The sequence below is a fragment of the Streptomyces sp. NBC_01198 genome (assembly GCF_036010485.1).
In the GTDB taxonomy this organism is placed as follows: Bacteria; Actinomycetota; Actinomycetes; order Streptomycetales; family Streptomycetaceae; genus Actinacidiphila.
Genome location: NZ_CP108568.1, coordinates 3,734,468 through 3,751,621, shown reverse-complemented (window position 1 = coordinate 3,751,621; position 17,154 = coordinate 3,734,468). Strand labels below are relative to the sequence as shown.

Here is a 17,154-nt window from a genome sequence, read left to right as displayed (position 1 = left end):
CCGGGCCGCACCGGCGGCCCGCCGCCTGCGGCTCAGCGGTCGGCGCTGTTGGTGAGCAGCGCTCGCGTCCATGTCGTCAGCTGGTTGACCAGGGAACGGACCTGTGCGCCGCGGGACTTCAGGAACGGCAGCACGATCAAGGCCGGGACCAGGGCCATCGTGACGATGAGCAGGGGGATCAGGAGCAGCGCCACGAGGAGGGCTTGCTGGACGCCTCGGGCGCGGCCGAGGAGGCCGGTTCCGGGGGTGAGCATCAGGACAGCCTCCTCTGGGGGTCGTGCGCGGACCGGGCGACGAGCTCCAGCCGCGCCCGTGGCCGAACGTGTGGTGACCGCCGGAAGAGAGCATCTCCGAGCCGGGCGACCGGGATGACCGATTAAATGTTGTTCAGCGGACAACGTGGGGTTGTCCGCAACAACGTGACGGTGGGGATCATGGGCGGGAAGCGGGCCGGCCGGCCGTGGGGGGCCGCCAAGGGCTCATGCCAGGAGATCAACGAGCTGGTCGCCCTGATGCGGAGCTGGCTCGACGCGGCGGGCGTCCCGGTCACGGTGCTGCACGAGCGGCTGACGCCCGATCACTTCGGCGACCGCTGCGTCCCCGAGCTGCACAAGTTACGCGACCGCCTCGCCGGGACGGACCTGGCCTGGGAGCTGGTGGAGGCCGTCGTCGACGTGTGCTTCCCCGAGGACTCCGTGGCGGCGTCCATCGCCCGGCTGGCGCCGGCCAAGCAGTTGTGGAGAGCCGCGCAGCACACCCCGACGGTGCCGGGCAACGACCCCGACCTGGTGCAGGCGCGGGAACTGCTCGAAGCCAAGGACCGGACGATCGCCGCCTACCAGGAGATCGACCGGGCCCGGCAGGCGTATCAGGCAAGCGAGCACGGCCGGCACCAGGCGCTGCAGGCGGCGACGCTGGTCTTCGCTCTGCTCGGGCAGGCGCAGGCGAAGATCGCGGAGCTCTCGCGGCGCATCGACGCGCTGCGGGTGCAGCGGCCCTCAGAAGGCGCCGGCGCGCTCGGCACGTTGCACCACCGGCTGGAGCGGGCCATCGGGCAGGAGAAGGAACTCCGCCAGGCACTCGCCCGCGCCGAGGAGGAGCGGGACATGGCTCAGCGCGTCGCCGACCACGCCGCCCGCCGTATCCAGGCGCTCGAAGAGGAGCTGAGCCTGCTCAAGAGCATCGGAGGCGGTGTGTCCCGCGCCGAGGAGCCCGCGGACGGCCCCGCGGATGCCGCGTCCTCCGTGGAGATCCCGAGCGCGGACCCGGCCGACGAGACCATGGACGACGTGGATCGCGTGCTCGACAAGGTCCACGCGGTCCTTGAGCACGGCCACGAGACCGTTCAGGAGGCCGCCGAGGAGGTGGGCTGGACCGCCGCCGGCGCGCAGGCGCCGGGTGCCGCCGAGGAGTGGCGTACGGTGCCGGGCCGGGTGCTCCGCAGCAGCACGGGGTGGGTCGACCCCCGTACGGGCGGCGACGAGGACGACGGTGCCGGATTGTCGCCAACAACCCCTGACAACCCCTCGGCCAGGCGTGACGCATCGGCCCGGCTGGCGCTGACGCAGCGCTCCGCCGGGGACCGGCACCGCTACGTGGGCGCGGCGACCCGGCGGATCTCGCGCGGCCTGGACCTGGACGAGATCATCCTGGGCCTGTGCCGCTCCGCCGTGCCGACCTTCGCCGACGCCATCGCGGTGTATCTGCGTGACCCCATCCCGGTCGGCGACGAACGACCCCACGGTCCGCTTCTCATGCGACTGCGCCGCCAGGAAGGCTGGCCCGTGGAGCCGGGGGAGGACGGCGACGGGTGGCGGCCGCTGCAGCCGACCGTCCTGGGGACGTCGGGGACCTGCGCGGTCCGGTCGGGCGGACCGCTGTCGGAGGTGCTGCGGGGGGTGCGTCCGGTGCTCACGGCGTCACCGGCCGCGGCGGACGCCCTCGCCGAGCTGCTGGGCTTCCCGCCGGAACGGGCCGGGCTGCCCACCGGGCGGCGGGCGTTGCTGGCCCCGCTGCGCGGCCGGCGCCGGGTGATCGGAGCGGTGGTGCTGCTGCGGAGCACGGAACGGCCGGCGTTCGAGTCCGACGACCTGCTGGTGGCGGCCCAGCTGGCGACCCAGACGGCGCTGGGCGTGGACAAGTCGCTCCTGTACGGCCGTGAGGGATACATCGCCGACGCGCTCCAGCGTCAGATGCTGCCGGATTCCCTGCCGCAGACCACCGGTGTCCAGCTGGCCAGCCGCTATCTGCCGGCCGCGGAGTCCGCGCGGGTCGGCGGCGACTGGTACGACGCGATCCCGCTGCCCGGCAGCCGGGTGGCGCTGGTGGTCGGCGACGTGATGGGCCACTCGATGACGTCGGCGGCGATCATGGGCCAGCTGCGTACGACCGTGCAGACCCTGGCGGGCCTGGATCTGGCGCCGCAGGAGGTGCTCTACCACCTGGACGAGCAGGCACAGCGGCTGGGCCAGGACCGGATGGCGACGTGCGTCTACGCCGTCTACGACCCGATCGCCCATCGGCTGGTGGTGGCCAACGCCGGGCACCCGCCGCCGGTGCTGCTGCACGCCGACGGGCGCGCGGAGGTGCTGCGGGTGCCGCCTGGCGCCCCGATCGGCGTCGGCGGGGTGCCCTTCGAGGCCGTCGAACTGCCCGCGCCGGCCGGGGCCACGCTGCTGCTGTACACCGACGGCCTGGTCGAGTCCCGCATCCAGGACGTGTGGGGCGGCATCGAGCTGCTGCGGGAGCGGCTGCAGAGCGCGGCTTCCGTGGTCTCGCCGCCGCCGCTCGAGCCGTTGTGCGACGAGGTGCTTGACGTCCTCGGGCCCGGCGACCGGGACGACGACATCGCGCTGCTGGCCGCCCGTTTCGACGGGATCGCGCCGAGCGATGTCGCCTACTGGTTCCTTGAGCCGCAGGACCAGACCCCGGGCCGGGCGCGCCGGCTGGTCCGCCAGGCGCTGCGCCGCTGGGACCTGGAGGACCAACTGGACGCGGCGGAACTGCTGGTCAGCGAGATCGTCACCAACGCGGTGCGGTACGCGGACCGGCCGATCACCCTGCGGCTGCTGCGCACCGACGTGCTGCGCTGCGAAGTCGGTGACGACGCCCCGCTGCTCCCCCGGATGCGGCTGTCCACGCCGCAGGACGAGGGAGGACGGGGCCTCTACATCGTGAACCAGGTGGCGCAGCGCTGGGGGGCGACCCGCCTGGGCGCGGGCAAGGTCGTCTGGTTCGAACTGCCGCTGGGCTGAACGGGGTCGCCCGTCAGTCGAGCGTCGCGTAGACGATGAGGTTGTTCACCGGGTGGCCGTCGGCGTCGAAGGCTCCGTCGCAGGTGATCAGCCGCAGGGCGCGGCCGCCGGTCGGGCCGTAGACCTTCCGGGTGGGGAAGGACTGCTTGCTGACGCTCTCGGTGGCCGTCACCGTGAAGTGCCTGGACTTGCCGCGGGTGTCGGTGACGGTGATGTCCGCTCCCTTGGCGATGTCCTTCAGGTCGTGGAAGACGGCCTTGCCGAAGCGGGTGGAGTTGTGGCCGATGATGACGGCCGCCCCGGTCTCGCCCGGCACCGGGTTGCCGGTGTACCAGCCGGCGGTCATCCCCTTGTCGGGCGGCGGGACCTGGACGGTTCCGTCCGCCTGGAGGCCGAGCTTCATCAGCGGGGCGGAGATCCCGACCGAGGGGATGGACACCCTCACGGGGGCCGCCGCGGGCTGCCGCTTCGGGGTGCCGGCCGTGGGGCCGCTGGCCGCGGCGGCGGCCACCGTGCCCGTCGGTGCCACCGGAGCGGCCGCTCCGTGAGCGGACGAGCAGCCGGCGAGCAGGGCGAGGACCGCGGGGACGGCGAGGGCGAGCCACCCGGTGGCCGGCCGGGGGCGCCGGCGCCGTACCGGAGGAGGCTGGGCAGGGGACACGACAGGCTCCAGAGCAGGAGGGGACGGACGCGGGTGCCGCCGCCCGGTGGGGGGCGGCGGCACCGGCTTGGCGGGGCGGTGCCGTGCTCGCGTCAGCCGTTGCGGCGGTCGGCGGCGCGGCGGCGCAGGACGACGGTGCCGGCGCCCGCGAGCAGCAGGGCGCCGCCCGCGGCGGCGACAAGGGTGCCGGTGCTGCTGCTGCCGGAGCCGGCGGCCGGTGCCTCGCCGGCGGCGACGCCGCCGCGCGGCGCGCCCTTGCCTGCCTTGGCCGCTGCTGCGGCCTTGGCCCTGGCGTCCTGGGCCCTCTTCACGGCGGCCGGGCTGCGGTCCGACTTCTGCGCAGAAGCCGTGGCGGTGGCGGACGCCGAAGGAGACGGCGTCGAGCCGGATGCGAGGGCCGCGCTCGCCGGGACGAGTACGGCGCCGGCTGCGACGGCGGTCAGGACAGCGACGCGCAGGCGGAGATGGCGGGACATGTGCGACTCCAGTTCCAGCCCGGCAGCGGTATCCGAATGCCGGGCGGCACCAGGCTCCGGGCGTGGCCCCACACTGGCAAGCGCGTGTGAGGAAGTTGTCAGGAAGTCATGGTGGCCGCATCACGGCCGCACGGAGGATTCCCCGGTCTCCTCTGTCTCCCCGGCCTCCCCCGGTCCGGCGGGCGCGGCCGGGTCCGCGACCTGCCGCGCACCGCCCGTCCGGCCCCCGCCCGGCAGCGCCACGGTGAACACCGAGCCCTGCCCCACCGTGCTCACCACGCCCGCCGTGCCGCCGTGGGCCTCGGCGATCTTGAGGACGATCGCCAGCCCGAGGCCGCTGCCGCCGGTGCTCCGGTTGCGGGACTTCTCCGCCCGCCAGAAGCGGTCGAAGACATGGGCGAGGTCCTCCGCCGGTATGCCGCTGCCGGTGTCGGCCACCTCCAGGGCGATTCCCCCGGGCGCCCGGTCCGCCGCGCGCGCCTTCCCGTCGGCCTCGTCCGCCGGAGCGGTGGCGTACGCGCGCAGCGTCACCGTGCCGCCGGGCGGGGTGTGCAGCACGGCGTTGGAGACCAGGTTGCTCACGGCCTGGCGCAGCCGGACCGGGTCGGCGTCGAACAGCGGCGGCCGCGGGGCGCCGGGTGCGGGCGGCGGGACGGCGAGCGAGACGCCCGCGGACTCGGCCCGCGCCTGGTGTGCGGCGGCGACCTGGCCGAGGAGGTCGTCGAGGCGTACCGGCTCCACGTGCAGGCGCAGCGCGCCCGCTTCCGCGGCCGCCAGGTCCTGGAGGTCGTCGATGATGTGCTGCAACTGCACGGCCTCCTCCAGCAGCGAGGCGACGAAGGCCGGGTCGGGCTCGGCCAGTCCGTCCTGCGCCGCCTCCAGCCAGCCGCGGATGTTGCTCAGCGGTGTGCGCAGCTCGTGGGCGACGTCGCTGGCCATGACCTTGCGCTGCTCCTCCAGCCGGGCGCGGTGCTGGGCCATGTCGTTGAAGGCCGCCGCCAGCCGCCCGATCTCGTTGTCCGCGCCGACCGGTACGGGCTCCGACGCCAGGCCGTCGCGCATCCGCTGGGCGGCGCCGGTCAGGGCGTGCAGCGGGCGGACGAGCCGGACCCCGGCGATCACGGAGGCGCCGACGGTGAGCAGCAGCACGACCGCGGTGGCACCGGCGATGCGGGCGGTGTTCGACGGCGAGAGGTCGAACCCCGGCACGCTGACGGCGGCGGGGGAGTCGATGAACAGCAGCGCGGGCGCGGCGACATAGGCGGTGAGCTGTTCGCGGCGGGCGCTGTCGACGCAGGAGGCGATGGCCCGGTCGTCCCCGCTGCTGCGGGTCTCCGGCACGGGTTCGGTGAGCGGCCGGACATCACCGTCGGCGCGCTCCTTGGCCGCCCGCGCGGCCGCCACCCGCTGATCGGCTGCCGCCTTCTTGACCGCGTCCCCCCGGCCGTCGGCCGCCGCGACGGCGGTGGGCTCCTGACCGGCGGCCGGCCGGCCGAATCCCCGGTCCCAGGACAGGTCCGGGTTCAGCTTCAGCGTCACGCCGGTGCGGCCCTGGCGTTCCAGGCAGGCGTCCGCGAGCTGGTCCAGAGCGCGCAGCGCCCGCTTCTCGGTCGCGGTGGGGGCGTCCGCCTCGGAGTCCCTGCACTTGTCGGCCTGGTAGCTGTCGGCGGGGTCGCTGACGAACTGGACCCGGGGGCGGCCGCTCGCGCCCGCGACGACGTCCGCCGCGATGCCCGAACGGTTCAGGCACGCCACGCTCTCCGCGGCGGCCCGCCGCAGCCGCGCGCGTTCGCTCGCGGGCAGCGAGAACGGGCCGACGGCACGCGGATCGACGCGGTCGGCACCGGTGGAGGCGGCGTCGGGCAGCAGCGCGGTGTCGACGGACAGCGGGTCGATGACGGCCGAGGACTGCGCGGGCAGCGGGTCAGCGGCGGCCGAACCGGGCCCGTCGGCCGCCGAGTCGAAGATCGGACCGCGGGCCTGGGTGGTCAGCGCGATCCGGCGCTGGGACTGCCGGGCCAGCTTCCGTACGGTGGCGCCGACGCCGTCCCAGTCGGGGTGCGTGGCCGCGTACCCGGTCAGGGCGTTGTAGATCTCGGCGTCGGCGCTGAGGTTCTGGCCCTGCTCCTGGCGTATCGCGCCCGAGGTCGTCTGCACGGCGAGCCAGGCGGTGGCGGCGACCGAGCAGGAGGCGACCAGCGCCGAGACGGTCAGCAGCCGCCCGAGCAGGCTCCTGCGCAGCGGCAGCCGGGCCCGCGCGTCACGACGACGCACGGCGTGCGTTCCTCGCGGGGTCCGTCAGCTTGTAGCCGACGCCGAAAACGGTGAGCAGCCTGGTTGGTTGCTGCGGCGCGGGCTCGATCTTCCTGCGCAGATGCATGATGTGCACGTCGACGCTGCGGTCCCCGATGTACTTCTCGAAGCCGTGCAGCTCGGCCAGCAGGCGCTGCCTGCTGAAGACCCGGTCGGGCTCGGCGGCCATCGCCGCGAGGATGCGGAACTCGCCGGGCGTGCAGTCCACCGGCCGCCCGGCCACCGACACCTCGTGCCGGGCCGGATCGATCGTCAGCGCGCCCACCGACAGCGTCTGGTCGTCGGCGGACGTGGCTGCCGCCCCCGCCCCGGGCCCGGCGGGACCGCGGCGGCGCAGCAGCGTCCGGATCCTGGCGGTCAGCTCGCGCGGGCTGAAGGGCTTGGTCACGTAGTCGTCGGCGCCGAGGTCGAGGCCGAGCAGCAGATCGTCCTCGGTGCTGCGGGCGGTGAGGACCAGCACCGGCAGTTCCCGGCGCTCGGCGCGCAGGATCCGCAGGACGTCGAGGCCGTCGGTTCTGGGCATCATCACATCGAGGACGAGCAGGTCGGGCTCGCTGCGCCGTACGCCGTCGAGCGCCGCCCGGCCGTCCTCGACGACCGTGACCGTGTGCCCCTCGTGCTCCAGGTAACGGCGCACCAGCTCAGCCTGCTTCGCATCGTCCTCGGCCACCATGATGTTCGCGCGCACGCCGACGAGCGTAACCGGGCCCGGCGCGGTTCCGGCGGCTCGCGGGACGTCCGGCACCTCGCGCGGAGGTCGGCGCGGCGCGGTCCTGCCGGTGCGGGGCGGCGCAACATTGACCCCGTCCCCCTCGCGTGAACCATCGGCAACTATGATCGACGCCTTGACTGACGTTCGGTCATATATACCGATCGTGTGCATATGGCGGATACCGGCAGAAGGCGAGGAACCCGTGGGGCAGAGGCGGAGATCACGGCGGAGACTTACGGCGTACGTCGTGGGTGCCACGCTGGTCGTGGCCGGATGTGTGGCCGCGCCGGTGGCGTTGGCGGGCACGGGCGGGACCGACTCGGGGTCGGGTCCGTCGGGTGAGCAGCAGGACTTCGCCTTCGCGGCGCAGGAGTCCGGAGTGCCGGAGCCGGTGCTGATGGCTGTCGCGTACGAGGAGTCCCAGTGGGACGTCCACCAGGGCCACAACACCGGTGGCGGATACGGCCTGATGAACCTGACGGACGTGACGCCGTCGATGGTGGCGGGCGGTGGCGCCGGCGCGGCCGGCCGCTCCGACCTGGCGTCGCTGGCGGCCGACCCGTCGTTGCACACGCTGACCGCGGCGGCCGACCTGATCGGCGTGCCCGCGCAGCAGGTGCGGACCGGCAGGCGGGACAACATCCGTGCCGCGGCGGCGCTGCTGGCGTCGTACGAGAAGAAGCTCCAGGGGAGCACCCCGGACAGCCCGGCCGGCTGGTACGCGGCGGTGGCGCAGTACAGCGGGTCCTCGGACCAGGCGGCTGCGCAGGACTTCGCCGACCGGGTGTTCGCGACGATGAAGTCCGGCGCCGAGCGCACCACCGCCGCGGGGCAGCGGGTGGACCTGGCGTCGCAGCCCTCGCTGACGCCGGACACCAGCCACCTGGCGTCGCTGCACCTGAAGAAGACGTCCTCCTCGGGCACCGACTGCCCGGTGGGCATGGACTGCCAGCCGGCGCCGGCCGCGACGACCAACTACCAGGTCGCCAACCGCCCGGCTGACGGGATGAAGGTCGACTACATCGTCATCCACGACACCGAGTCGTCCTACCAGGCCGCCATCAACACCTTCCAGAGCCCGGCGAGCGGGGACGCGGCGAACTACGTGATGCGGTCCTCCGACGGCGCGGTGACGCAGTCGGTGGCCGACAAGGACCTGGCCTTCCACGCGGGCAACTACTGGTTCAACATGCACTCGATCGGCGTCGAGCACGAGGCCTACGCGGCCCACGGCGCCAGCTGGTACACGCAGGTGCAGTACCAGAAGACGGCCGACCTGGTGAAGTACCTGGCGAAGAAGTACGACATCACCCTGGACCGCGAGCACATCATCGGCCACGACAACGTGCCGGGCCCGGTCGACTCGTACGTCTCCGGCATGCACTGGGACCCGGGACCGTACTGGGACTGGAACAAGTTCATGGCGATGCTGGGCGCGCCGACGGACGACGCCCGGCACGGCGTGGGCCCGGTCGGCACCGCGGTGACCATCGCACCGGCCTTCGGGTCCAACGCGCAGACGGTGAACGTCTGCCCGGCAGACGACCCGACCGGCGCGACGACCGCGTGCACCGACCAGACCGCCCCGTCGAACTTCCTCTACGTGCGCACCGCGCCCAGCGCCACCGCGCCGCTGGTGAACGACCCCTACGTGCACGCCGACGGATCGGCCGGCACCGACGAGATCAGCGACTGGAGCTCGACGGTCTCCGCGGGCCAGCAGTTCGTGGTCGCCGGCCAGCAGGGCGACTGGACGTCCATCTGGTACGGCGGCCAGCAGGTCTGGTTCGACAACCCGCACGGCGTGAACACCGTCCGGGCCAAGCACGTCAAGGTGCTCAGGACGGCCGGCACCACGTCCGCGCCGCTGTTCGGCGAGGCGTACCCGGACGCGTCGGAGTACCCCGCGAACCTCTCGCCGGACGTGGCACCCGCGTTCAGCAAGTACGCCTTCCCCGCCGGACAGGAGTACGTGGCCACCGAGAAGCCGGCCCAGCGGGACGACTTCTACCCGGCCAACGGCACCACCCGTCCCACCGAGACCTACATCCCGGGCGCCGGCGAGGTGTACACGATCCAGTACAACCACCGCGTGGCCCTGGTCAACGCCTCGGACGTCGCGGCGGGCTGACCCTCCCGGCACCGACGGGCCCCGGGCCACAGCGAGTACGCGGCTGTGGCCCGGGGCCCGTCGTACCGCTACGCCACGGGCTGGGTGAAGCGCAGCAGGTTGCCCGACGGGTCGAGGAAGGCGCAGTCGCGGACGCCGCACGGCCGGTCGACCGGCTCCTGCATCACGTCGGCGCCCGCCGCCTCGACGCACGCGAAGGTGGCGTCGCAGTCGTCGGTCACGAAGACCAGGCGGCACAGCACGCCGTTGGCCATCAGGTCCGCGAGCGTCGAGCGGACCGCAGGCGGGACGTCCGCGACGGAGCCCGGGCGTTCGAGCCGTATCTGCACGTCCGGCTGCGACGGCGAACCGACGCTCACCCACCGCGCCCCGCCCTCCTCGACGTCGTCGCGGACCTCGAAGCCGAGCACGTCGCGGTAGAAGCCGAGCGTCTCGTCGAGGTCGCGGACGGCGAGCGCGCAGGAGGAGAACGCCAGACGCGTACCGCCCGGGGGATCGGCCGGGCGGCGGGCGGCGTCCGTCAGCCCCACGCGCCGGCTATCTGCTTGGTGGTCACGTTCAGGCGGTTGAAGAAGTTGGTCAGCCCGATCATCAGGACCAGCGAGGCCAGGCCCTTCTCGTCGTAGTGCGCCGCGGCCTCGTCCCAGACGGCGTCCGGCACCGGGTCGCTGCGGTCGGCCAGCCGGGTGGCGGCCTCGGCCAGCGCCAGCGCGGCGCGTTCGGCGTCGGTGAAGTACGACGTCTCGCGCCAGGCCGCGACGGCGAACAGCCGCTCCTCGCTCTCGCCGCTCTTGCGGGCTCCCCGCGCGCCCGAATCCACGCACGGACCGCAGGCGTTGATCTGGCTCGCGCGCAGATGGACCAGGTCGAGCGTCGCCTTGGGGACTCCGCCGGAGTAGACGGCCCCGTACAGCTGCCCGATGGGCTGGGTGGCGTCGAGTGTCTCTGCTGGGTTCTTGATACGCGGTTCCATGGTCTTCCTTCGCTCGGGGCGTGGGGCGCCGCTGGTCGGCGCTCTCCACTGTCATGACGATCGGCGAGGGGCGGGTGTGACGGGAGTTGCGCACGGGGCACTGCCGCGGGGGAAGCGGGCAGGATAATGCCGTACGCCGTCACAAGCGGTCGGTCTCGCTCGTCACAGTGATGACGATCGGGCGCACGAAGGTGTGACGAGCGACGGTCCCGCACCGGCCGGGACCGACGACCGGAGGGGATGACAGTGGCCACCCAGGACATCGAAGTGCGGGCCCGCGCGTTCGAGGAGAAGCGCCCGCGGCTGCTCGGCGTGGCCCACCGCATGCTCGGCTCCGCCGACGAGGCCGAGGACGCGGTGCAGGAGACCTGGATCAGGCTGCACCGCAGTGACGCGGAGAGCGTCGAGAACCTCGACGGCTGGCTCACCACCGTCGTCGGCCGGGTCTGCCTCGACATGCTGCGCGCCCGCGGCCGGCGGGAGGACCTGCTCGGCGAGCACGCCGCCCCGCCCGCGGCCTCCCGGTCGGAGGCGGACTACGACCCGGAGCAGGCCGCCCTGCTGGCCGACTCCCTCGGCCCCGCACTCCTGGTGGTCCTCGACGCGCTCGACCCCGACGAGCGGCTCGCCTTCGTGCTGCACGACACCTTCGCCGTGCCGTTCGCCGACATCGCCGCGATCATCGGACGCAGCCCGGCGGCCACCCGCCAGCTGGCCAGCCGTGCCCGCCGCCGCGTCCACGGCACCTCCCCGCTGCCCGACCTGCGCCGGCAGCACACCATTGTGAGCGCCTTCCTCGCCGCCGCCCGCAGCGGCGAGTTCGAGCCCCTGGTGGCCCTGCTCGCCCCCGACGTCGCCATGAGCGCCGACGACACCGCCGTCCGGATCGGCGCCGCACCGCTCACCCGGGGCGCCGACGGCGTGGCGAAGATCTTCAACGGCGGCGCCGCGGCCGCCCGGGTCGCGCTGATCGACGACACGGTGGGCGTCGTGTGGCAGTCGAAGAAGCGCACGATCGTGGCGTTCAGCTTCACCGTCGTCGACGGGCGGATCACGGCCATCGCCCTGGTGGGCGAGCCCGGCCGGCTGAAGGACCTCGACATCGTGCTGCTCGACCGGTGACCCGCGGGCGCCGGGGCGGTGGCAGGGTGGCGCGGGCCGCCGCGGCCGGCGCCACCGGACCGCCGGGTCAGATCAGCGCGTTGTAGGTGTTCCAGCCGCCGCCGACCCGGACGCGGGCGGCGAACGGATCGGCCGGATTGAGGTGGGTGTCCGAGACCGAGGTCGTGTAGTACCACAGCGCACCGGCGGCGTCCCGGCGCCCGCGACCCCGAGTCGGTCGACCTGCCGGGAGTCGTACCGGTGCAGCTGGACATCACCGACCCCCACTCCGTGGAGGCCGCGGCGAAGGCGGCGCCGGACGCCACGCTGCTGATCAACAACGCCGGCATCAGCACCCACTCGCAGCTGCTCACCGAGGACCTGGCCGACATCAGGCGCGAGATGGAGACGCACTTCTTCGGTTCGCTCGCTGTCACCAGGGCCTTCGCCCCGGTCATCACCGCCAACGGCGGCGGCGCGATCCTGAACGTCCTGTCCGTGCTGTCGTGGGTGCACTACCCGGCGTACGGCGCCTACAGCTCCGCCAAGGCCGCGGAGTGGGCCATGACGAACGTGGTCCGCCAGGAGCTGGCCGGTTCGGGAATCGACGTGACCGGACTCCACGTCGGCTACATGGACACCGACATGGCCGACTACGTGGACCCGTCGGACAAGGTCGACCCCGCCGAGGTGGCACGCCTGGCGCTGGACGGAGTCCAGGCGCGGGCCCTGGAAGTGATCGGCGACGCCAAGAGCCGCAACGCCCTGGCAGGGCTCTCCGGAGGCGCGACGGCGCTGTACCCGGGCTTCCCGGTGGAGAGCTGACCCCGCCAGGGGCGTGCCGCGGCGGCGCGGCGGGGGCCACCCCCGTGGTGGTGGCCGCCGCCGACGCGCGCACCCCGGGCGGGCCGGCCGGCGGCCGGCTCTCCGGGGTGTGGCGGGTCCCTACAGTCTGGTCATCTTGGCGTACGGGCTGAGGATCCGCGTCTGCGCCGAACCGAACTGGACGACCACCGCGACTCCCTCCTCCACGCTGATCACCCGGCCGAGGCCGTACACGTCATGTGTGACCTGATCGCTCACGGCGAAGTGCTTGGGAGCGGGCGCGACCGGGGCGCTGAAGGGACTGGTGGGCAGACGACGCTTCGGGGCAGCAGGCTTTGTCATGGCTCAGTATGCGCCCGATAAGGCTCATCCCGTTCGCGCGGGTCCGCTCGTGCTTGCGCGGCAGTTGTGTGACCGGGGACACGGGAACCCGGCGAGGGCGGCGGAGAGTACACAAGTGTGACGCAATCAGAGCCAGCAGAGTCGGCGCGTGGGCGCATCCGTGCGGGAGACCGTTCCGCGTTCGCCGACCTGTACGAGCACCACGCGCGGGCGGTGTACCACCACGCCCTGCGGCTGACCGGCAGCTGGTCGGAGGCCGAGGACGTGCTGTCCGAGACCTTCCTCGCGGCCTGGCGCACGCGGGAGAACGTGGAGCCGGAGGGCGGCTCGCTGGCTCCCTGGCTGCTCGGTATCGCCACGCACAAGGCCCACAACGCCAACCGCGGCCGGTGGCGCAAACTTGCCTTCCTGGCCCGCAGTCCTGAGCCCCGCCCCACCGAGGACTTCGCGGACGAGACGGCGGGCCGGATCGACGACGCCCGCCGGCTGGCGGCCGTGCACGACACCTTGCGGAAGCTGAGCCGCCAGGACAGGGAGGTGATCGCCCTGTGCGTGGCAGCCGGGCTGGACTACCGGCAGGCGGCGGAAGCCCTGGACATCCCGGTCGGCACGGTCCGCTCGCGGCTCTCGCGCGCCCGGCGACGGCTGGCCGCGCTGAGCGCCGAGACAGCGCGTGACCCGAGGGTGGAACCGGACGGCGCCCGCGGAGAGACAAAGGGCGAGGCCGCGTTCGCGGCGCTCTTTCTGCGGGAGGAAACCCGATGAACCCTGACCAGCTGCACGGCCCCGGCTCTGCCCGCAGTGCGGCGGAACGCCTGCTGGCGGACCCGCCCGGCTGGGACCTCCCGCCGGGCAGCCATCGCCGTGTCAAGGATGTCCTGCTGCGGGAGATCGACCAGGACCGCAGCTCCGGCGCTCGGACGTCGGCGGCGCCGGTGTGGCGCAGGCAGCTCCGTCCGGTGATGGTCCTGCCCGCGGCGGCCGCGCTGGTCGGCGTGCTGGTCGCCATCGCGTCGGGCGGCGGCCCCGCCCCGAAGCGGTTCGCCGCGGCCCCGCCCGCGAAGGACAACGGCGCCTCCGTCACCCTCGGCCGGATCGCCGACGCCGCACTGGCGCGGGACGTGCCGCCGGTGCGGGACGACCAGCTGGTCTACGTCGAGAACCTGACCCGGGAGAACAACGGCTCCTTCGGCGGCACGGTCCGGCTCGGCGCGCTGCACGAGCAGGAGTACTGGACCGTCCAGCGCCCCGGCCCCATGACCAGGGAGGGCTGGATGCGGGAATCGGGCAAGGACGCGATCATGCCGGGCCTCGGTCCCATCGTGTCCACCTCCCCCGTGTCCGCCGGTCTTGACCACCCCACCTACAAGTGGCTGGCCACGCTGCCGACGGACCCGGAGGCCCTGCGCGCGCTGCTCTACCGGGAGACCGAGCCGTGGGGCAGCGAGACGCAGGACGAGACGGTCTTCGCGAACGTCGGTCAGATGCTGAGCACGACGATCATGCCGCCCGCCACCGCCTCCGCGCTGTACAAGGTCGTCGAGAAGATCCCCGGAGTCCGCGTGGTGCCCGACGCCGTCGACGCGGCGGGCCGGCACGGCTTCGGCATCACGCGCAAGGACCCCGGATCGATGACCCGCGACGAGTGGATCTTCGACAGGACCACCCTCGCCTACCTCGGCTCGCGGCACTACATGACCGGGCACGAAGGCGACGGCAGCGCAGGCGAGACGTTGTACGGCGTGGACGCCGTCATGCAGCGCGGGGTGGTCGACCGCCCGGGCGACGTCCCCGCGACCCTCAGGAGCTGAGGCGGCCGGACGCCCGCCGGTCGGGCGACCGGCCGCGGGCGCTTCGGACGTCGTCGCCGGTCGAACCGCGCGCGGGCGGCGGCGGGATCGCGGCACGTGCGCCCCGGCGGTCAGGCGCCGGGGAACATGTAGTCGGCCTTGATCCGGCCGTCGGCGCCGAGCAGCAGGATCTCCAGACCGCCGCCCGCCACGTCGCCGGTCTCCGCGGACACCATCTCCCAGTGGAACGTGACCACGTCACGCAGGCGTACCGCGTCGGCGGCCGGCCGGAAGGTGAATCCCTCCTTGCCGACGAAGCGTTCGTAGGTCCGCGCCACCCGGGTCTCGATGGCCTCGTGCCCCCGCGACTCCAGGACCTGGTGGTCGAACCCGATCCGCCCGGCGATCTCCCGGATCTCCGCGGGCGGTTGGACGACATGGGTGGCGTCCTCGGCCCAGAGCCGCTCGACGGCCGCGCGGCGTTCGGTGGCGCCCCGCAGATTCCACTGGCCGACGTAGCGGCCGGCCAGTTCCTGGGGATCGATCTCGATCATGTCCGCATCTCCTTGCCGAAAGAACCGCCTGCTCCGGGCCAGATCCTGCGGTGCGCCGGGCGGCCCGGCAATTCCCTCCCGGGAATGGACGCCACCCGCATCCGGCCGCACCGCTCATCGGGGGTCCGCCTCCGGCCGCCGCTCCCAGCTCGCTCACAACCGGAAGGACAGATGCCGGGGGCGCACGAACGGCTGTTCCAGTACGTTGTTGGCGGCGCCGGGGGGATCCAGACGCCGCTGCGGCAGCGGATGCCGCACATCACCGTGGGGGGACCACCACTTTGTCAAAACGCCTGCACACCGTGAGGCTCACGGCTGTCTGCGCGCTCACCGCGGCCCTGGCCGCCGGAACGCTGGCCGCCGCCGGGGGCGCCGCCGCCGACTCGGACTTCGTCCCGCTCGTACGCGACATCTCGCTCGGCCCCGGCAACAGCTCGGAGGTGAACTCCGGCGCGTACGGGACCGCTGACGGCACGGCCGTCTACGCCTTGAGCAAGACCCCGCTGACCGACGCCGGCTGGGCCGGCGGCGGCCTGCCGGCCGGACTGACCGCGTCGCTGTCCGACACCGGCTGCACCGCCTATGCCGGAGCGCCCGGGGTCTACACCTGCCCGGTCAGCGAGGACTACCCGCTGGCGTCGCCGACCGTGGTGGCGGCCGACGACGCCGCCAACCACACCACCGCCTACGTCGGCGCCGCCTACGCGCCGCGCGGCACCAGCCTGGCCACCGCGGTCAAGGCCGCGGAGCTGGCCGGCACCACGTCGACGCCTGACGTGCAGACCGCCGGCGTGATCACCGTCCTGACCCCGGAGCAGGTGGCCAAGAGCACTGTCGAGCTCACCACCCCGGATGTGCCGCTGAGCGCGTCGACCGTGCAGACGGTGCACGTGCACGCGGCCGACCCCGCGTATCTGGCCGTGAACTTCAGCCCCACCTCGGACGAGCGGTGGAACGACGAGGAGGAGGTGGACGTCAAGGTGACCGCGGTCGGCGGAGGACCCGCCGACGCCTGCGACCACACCACCGACTCGCTGACCGGCGGCCATGACGCCGCCCGCTGCCAGCTGCCCGCGGGCGACTACACCATCACCTACACGCTCACCGCCGGTCCCGAGGTCGAGGCCTGGAAGCTCGTCGCGGACGCCGTCCTCAACGTGGTCGACTACGGCAGCCAGAATCCGGAGGCGACCAGCACGTTCAAGGTCCTCAGCCCGACCCCGGTGAGCGAGCGCTACCGCCTGTTCGGCCGCACCGCCGACGGAACGCTGATGTTCTACGACGGGACGGGGAACGCGAGCACGCCGTTCAGATCGCGCGACTACTTCGAGGACGGCTGGCAGCAGTACACCGCCGCGACCGCGCTCTCCGCGGTCACCCTGCACGGCACGGGTGACGTGGTCGCCCGGGACGGCAGCGGCAACCTCTGGTACTACCGCGGCAGCGGCACCAACGGGTACGACTTCCTCCAACCGCGCACCAAGGTCGGCGGCGGCTGGAACACCTACGACACCATCACCGGCGCCGGCGACCTGACCGGGGACGGCAAGGCCGACCTGCTCGGCCGCGACGCCTCCGGCGTGCTCTGGCTCTACAAGGGCACCGACAGCACCACGGCCCCCTTCGCCGCGCGCACCGGGATCGGCGCCGGCTGGAACACCTACACGACCCTGACCGCCACCGGCGACCTGACCGGTGACGGCAAGGCCGACCTGGTCGGGGTCGACGCGTCCGGTGGGCTGTGGCTGTACAAGGGCACGGGCGACGCCACCGCGCCTTACGCCGCCCGCACCAAGGTCGGCACCGGCTGGAGCACCTACACCGTCCTGCTCGGCCCCGGCGACCTCACCGGCGACGGCAAGGCGGACCTGGTGGGCCGTGACGCGTCCGGTGGGCTGTGGCTGTACAAGGGCACGGGCAACGCTGCCGCGCCTTACGCGGCCCGCACGAAGGTCGGCGGCGGCTGGAACACCTACAACCTGATGTTCTAGCCGTATCCCGCTGTTCCCGTCCTGTCCCGCC

Annotated in this window: 15 protein-coding genes and 1 pseudogene; 7 read left to right on the top strand and 9 right to left on the bottom strand. The window is 73.3% G+C overall.

The features are described 5' to 3' along the window. Window positions 1–32 precede the first annotated feature (32 nt). On the bottom strand, window positions 33–254 hold the full coding sequence (locus OG702_RS16845; protein ID WP_327289704.1) for a dTMP kinase: 222 nt from the start codon (window positions 252–254) through the stop codon (window positions 33–35). Window positions 255–1,280: 1,026 nt separating this feature from the next. On the opposite strand from OG702_RS16845, the gene OG702_RS16840 reads away from it, so the two are divergent. Further along, window positions 1,281–3,254 carry an ATP-binding SpoIIE family protein phosphatase gene (locus OG702_RS16840; RefSeq protein WP_442814715.1) on the top strand — a complete coding sequence of 658 codons (1,974 nt, stop codon included), beginning with the start codon at window positions 1,281–1,283 and terminating at the stop codon, window positions 3,252–3,254. Window positions 3,255–3,267: 13 nt separating this feature from the next. Here the strand turns inward: OG702_RS16840 and OG702_RS16835 are convergent, their stop codons facing one another. From OG702_RS16835 to OG702_RS16820, 4 genes are all read right to left on the bottom strand, one after another. After that, a complete protein-coding gene (locus OG702_RS16835; protein WP_442814443.1) occupies window positions 3,268–3,915 on the bottom strand; it encodes a class F sortase in 648 nt (215 codons plus the stop codon). A 92-nt stretch (window positions 3,916–4,007) separates the two neighbouring features. Continuing rightward, on the bottom strand, window positions 4,008–4,391 hold the full coding sequence (locus OG702_RS16830) for a sortase-dependent protein (RefSeq protein WP_327289703.1): 384 nt from the start codon (window positions 4,389–4,391) through the stop codon (window positions 4,008–4,010). Between the two features lie 120 nt (window positions 4,392–4,511). Beyond that, on the bottom strand, window positions 4,512–6,665 hold the full coding sequence (locus OG702_RS16825; RefSeq protein ID WP_327289702.1) for a sensor histidine kinase: 2,154 nt from the start codon (window positions 6,663–6,665) through the stop codon (window positions 4,512–4,514). After that, a complete protein-coding gene (locus OG702_RS16820) occupies window positions 6,652–7,377 on the bottom strand; it encodes a response regulator transcription factor (protein WP_442814714.1) in 726 nt (241 codons plus the stop codon). Before OG702_RS16820 ends, OG702_RS16825 begins: the two co-directional genes overlap by 14 nt. Before the next feature lie 286 nt (window positions 7,378–7,663). Between OG702_RS16820 and OG702_RS16815 the strand changes: the two genes are divergently transcribed. Next, window positions 7,664–9,547, top strand: coding sequence for an N-acetylmuramoyl-L-alanine amidase (locus tag OG702_RS16815; protein ID WP_327289700.1), 1,884 nt, complete (start codon window positions 7,664–7,666; stop codon window positions 9,545–9,547). 68 nt (window positions 9,548–9,615) lie between these two features. Here OG702_RS16815 and OG702_RS16810 read toward each other — a convergent pair whose 3' ends face one another. After that, window positions 9,616–10,071: a VOC family protein gene (locus OG702_RS16810; RefSeq protein WP_327293255.1), complete on the bottom strand. Its 456-nt coding sequence runs from the start codon at window positions 10,069–10,071 to the stop codon at window positions 9,616–9,618. Beyond that, window positions 10,068–10,520, bottom strand: coding sequence for a carboxymuconolactone decarboxylase family protein (locus OG702_RS16805; protein WP_327289699.1), 453 nt, complete (start codon window positions 10,518–10,520; stop codon window positions 10,068–10,070). Before OG702_RS16805 ends, OG702_RS16810 begins: the two co-directional genes overlap by 4 nt. A gap of 240 nt (window positions 10,521–10,760) precedes the next feature. Here OG702_RS16805 and OG702_RS16800 point away from each other — a divergent pair, with 240 nt between their 5' ends. Both OG702_RS16800 and OG702_RS16795 read left to right on the top strand, forming a co-directional pair. Continuing rightward, window positions 10,761–11,642 carry a sigma-70 family RNA polymerase sigma factor gene (locus tag OG702_RS16800; protein WP_327289698.1) on the top strand — a complete coding sequence of 294 codons (882 nt, stop codon included), beginning with the start codon at window positions 10,761–10,763 and terminating at the stop codon, window positions 11,640–11,642. Window positions 11,643–11,846: 204 nt separating this feature from the next. After that, a pseudogene (locus OG702_RS16795) lies at window positions 11,847–12,446 on the top strand (SDR family oxidoreductase); the annotation flags it as partial. Window positions 12,447–12,566: 120 nt separating this feature from the next. Here OG702_RS16795 and OG702_RS16790 read toward each other — a convergent pair. Continuing rightward, a complete protein-coding gene (locus OG702_RS16790; RefSeq protein ID WP_327289697.1) occupies window positions 12,567–12,788 on the bottom strand; it encodes a hypothetical protein in 222 nt (73 codons plus the stop codon). A 117-nt stretch (window positions 12,789–12,905) separates the two neighbouring features. On the opposite strand from OG702_RS16790, the gene OG702_RS16785 reads away from it, so the two are divergent. Beyond that, entirely contained in the window at window positions 12,906–13,553 is a 648-nt protein-coding gene (locus OG702_RS16785; RefSeq protein WP_327289695.1) for an RNA polymerase sigma factor, read from the top strand. After that, on the top strand, window positions 13,550–14,599 hold the full coding sequence (locus tag OG702_RS16780) for a CU044_5270 family protein (protein ID WP_327289694.1): 1,050 nt from the start codon (window positions 13,550–13,552) through the stop codon (window positions 14,597–14,599). Before OG702_RS16785 ends, OG702_RS16780 begins: the two co-directional genes overlap by 4 nt. A 110-nt stretch (window positions 14,600–14,709) precedes the next feature. On the opposite strand, the gene OG702_RS16775 is transcribed toward OG702_RS16780, so the two are convergent. Next, window positions 14,710–15,132, bottom strand: a complete 423-nt coding sequence (locus OG702_RS16775) for a hypothetical protein (protein ID WP_327289693.1) — start codon at window positions 15,130–15,132, stop codon at window positions 14,710–14,712. A gap of 302 nt (window positions 15,133–15,434) precedes the next feature. Here OG702_RS16775 and OG702_RS16770 point away from each other — a divergent pair, with 302 nt between their 5' ends. Further along, window positions 15,435–17,123, top strand: a complete 1,689-nt coding sequence (locus OG702_RS16770) for an FG-GAP repeat domain-containing protein (protein ID WP_327289692.1) — start codon at window positions 15,435–15,437, stop codon at window positions 17,121–17,123. The last annotated feature ends 31 nt before the right edge of the window (window positions 17,124–17,154 follow it).